The sequence below is a fragment of the Sphingobium chungbukense genome, from assembly GCF_001005725.1.
GTDB lineage: Bacteria > Pseudomonadota > Alphaproteobacteria > Sphingomonadales > Sphingomonadaceae > Sphingobium > Sphingobium chungbukense.
Window position 1 is genome coordinate 1 of the sequence record NZ_LBIC01000032.1, and the last position, 2,766, is coordinate 2,766.

The 2,766-nt window shown below is 59.0% G+C and carries 2 protein-coding genes and 1 pseudogene; all 3 read left to right on the plus strand.

Going from position 1 to position 2,766, the window contains the following annotated elements; all coding sequences use genetic code 11:
* The first annotated feature begins 100 nt into the window (after window positions 1–100).
* Window positions 101–1,096 carry an IS481 family transposase gene (locus YP76_RS26365; protein WP_037520950.1) on the plus strand — a complete coding sequence of 332 codons (996 nt, stop codon included), beginning with the start codon at window positions 101–103 and terminating at the stop codon, window positions 1,094–1,096.
* Between the two features lie 116 nt (window positions 1,097–1,212).
* The gene (locus YP76_RS26370; RefSeq protein WP_046766335.1) at window positions 1,213–2,244 is read left to right on the plus strand and encodes an IS110 family RNA-guided transposase; all 1,032 of its coding nucleotides are present in this window, start codon (window positions 1,213–1,215) and stop codon (window positions 2,242–2,244) included.
* A gap of 318 nt (window positions 2,245–2,562) precedes the next feature.
* Window positions 2,563–2,766, plus strand: a pseudogene (locus YP76_RS27510) (IS701 family transposase); the annotation flags it as partial.

Here is a 2,766-nt window from a genome sequence, read left to right on the forward strand (position 1 = left end):
GGACTAGCTGTCTGGTTGCGACACATCATTGGGATATGGTAAAGAATGCCATCGCGGATCACGCGTGGCGCTTTGCCGTCCTTGCTGATGAGGTTTCGTGATGGTGCAGATACATCCCCAGGCTCGAACCACGCCTGCTGTAAGGGCGGAAATTGCCCGTTCGACCGAGCCTGCCAGTGTCGTGGCGAAACGCTATGGCATCAGCGATGAGACGGTCCGCAAATGGCGCAAGCGAGGAGAGCAGGCGATCCTGGATCGCCCAAGTCGGCCCCATCGTCTGGCTTGGCGTATGAATGAGGAAGAACGCGCGATCATCTGTGCTGTACGCAGGGCGACAGGCTTTGCCCTGGATGACCTGACCTTCGTGCTCCGGCACTTCCTGCCACACCTCAATCGCGACAGCATCTACAGGGTACTCAAGGCCGAAGGGCTCAATCGACGACCGCCCAAGCCCACGGCGCAGCCGCGTAAAGGACAGGGGCGCTTCCAGGACTATGACCTGGGCTTTGTCCATATCGACGTCAAACATCTGCCCAAGCTGCGCACCGCGGACGGCGAAACTCGCAAGCGTTTCCTTTATGTCGCCATCGATCGCTGCTCACGCTTCGTCCATCTGGCCGTCTACGATGCTGAAAATGCTGCCAACGCCGTCGCCTTCCTCAAGGCCGCCAGAAGGGCTTTCCCCTTCCGCATCACCCATGTGCTGACAGACCGGGGATCCTGTTTTACCGCCGACGATTTCGAACGCGCCTGCGCGAAGATCAAGGTCGTTCACCGCACGACGCGACCCTATACGCCGCAAACCAATGGCATGGTCGAACGCTTCAACGGCCGCATCGCCAGCGAAGTGATGGGCATCAACGTCGCCGGCCATGCTGATCTCGAAATCCTGCTGACCGGCTTCAACCGTGCCTACAATCGGCGACGACAGCGCGTGCTCCACGGCAGTTCGCCATGCCAGAAGGTAGAGGAGCGGATCGGCCTTATGCCCGCGCTCGCCAATCCTCTTTACAAGCCGACGGCACCGGACGATCTTATGACTAAAGTCGACGACGTACTATATTACGCCAATGATGTGTCGCAACCAGACAACTAGATGCCGTAATGGGCCGGCGTCTCAAGAGTAGCCAAGTTGGATGGCTGTCCCTCAGAATGATGGTGTTGGAAACGGAGTCCGAGCGATCGGCCCCAAGCATCATGAGAGGAACAGCCATGGAGTATTATGCCGGAATCGATGTCTCTCTGAAAGAGAGCAGCGTGTGCATCGTGGACGCGAAGGGTAAGATCGTCCGCGAGGTCAAGGTCGCCAGCGAGCCCGAGACGCTGGTGCGATATTTCGACGAGTTGGAATTGCCGGTATGCCGGATCGGGCTGGAGGCGGGGCCGCTATCGCATTGGTTGCATGCTGGGCTTGTCGCCGCTGGTCGGGACGTTGTTTTGCTGGAGACGCGACACGTGAAGGCGGCACTTTCGGCGATGACCGTGAAGACCGACCGGAAAGATGCCCGCGGGATTGCCCAGTTGCTGCGGATGGGCTGGTATCGGCCGGTTCATGCAAAATCGATGGCATCGCAAGATACCCGCGCCTTACTCGTCGGGCGTAAGCTTCTGCAGGGAAAGCTGCTCGACGTCGAACTCAGTATCCGTGGGATTCTGCGCGGCTATGGACTGAAGGTCGGCGAGGTCAGCCGCGGCAGGTTCCAGGCGCGTATCCAGGAACTGATCGTAGGGCACGCCACCCTGGAGACGGTGATCGGCGGGATGTTGGCAGCCCGAGCGATACTGTGGAGTGAGTTCACCAGGCTCCACCGCGAAATGCTGAAGATCGCGCGGGCAGACAAGATTTGCCACCGGTTGATGAGCACGCCTGGCGTCGGCGCGCTGGTCGCTCTGACATATCGATCAGCGGTCGACGATCCGACCCGCTTTGTAAAATCGAGTACAGTCGGCGCCTACTTTGGGCTGACCCCCAAGAAATATCAGTCCGGCGAGACCGACCGGGATGGAGGCGTCAGCAAGGTCGGTGACGCGATGGTCCGAACCGCGCTTTTCGAAGCGGCGCATATCATGCTGACGCGAGCGACGCGGTTTTCCAGCCTGAAGCGCTGGGCGCTAGATGTAGCGAAACGGCGCGGGATGAAGCGCGCGAAGGTGGCTCTGGCGCGTAAGCTCGGCGTCGTACTCCATCGCATGTGGATGGACGCCACCGACTTTCGCTGGGGGGCAACCGCAATGGCCGCTTGAAGGAAGAAATGCTGATCGAGGCGCGCCTGGAACGGCACGCTTCTAATGAGGTCCCGTTGCTGGGACGAGGGCTTGGCAAGATCGTGTGTAGTGCTGTGAATGCTTCGGCAAAACACGCTTCCTAGATTGATCTGTCGGCTTAAGGATCTGATGGCATGGTGTGGCGGTCTTCGTGCTGACCACGGACAGAAGCATGATCCCGGCGACGAGATAATCATTCAGAGGGACTTGACGAACAAAGGCCCATTACAGAAGCATTACAGTTGCATATTGATTGAAATTCTGAATCAATAGGTCTCCATGGTAGGGAGGCCGTGGATGACGGGCGCATCGATTGAAACGACACTGGAGCTTTGGGCATCGTCGCTGCGGGACGTGAAGGCTCGCATGCGCGTGCTATTCACCCAGGAACGCGTTGCGGCATCGGCCAATCTTTTCCTGGATGGTTTGTTGGGTGAGAAACGGCGCAAAACAGGATGGATGCGTGCAGAGGCGGCCGGAGATCCTGAGCCCTGGCGACAG

Excerpts from the sequence above, each read along its gene's own strand:
- YP76_RS26365 (WP_037520950.1), top strand. The coding sequence starts at position 101 with ATGGTGCAGATACATCCCCAGGCTCGAACCACGCCTGCTGTAAGGGCG.
- YP76_RS26370 (WP_046766335.1), top strand. The coding sequence starts at position 1,213 with ATGGAGTATTATGCCGGAATCGATGTCTCTCTGAAAGAGAGCAGCGTG.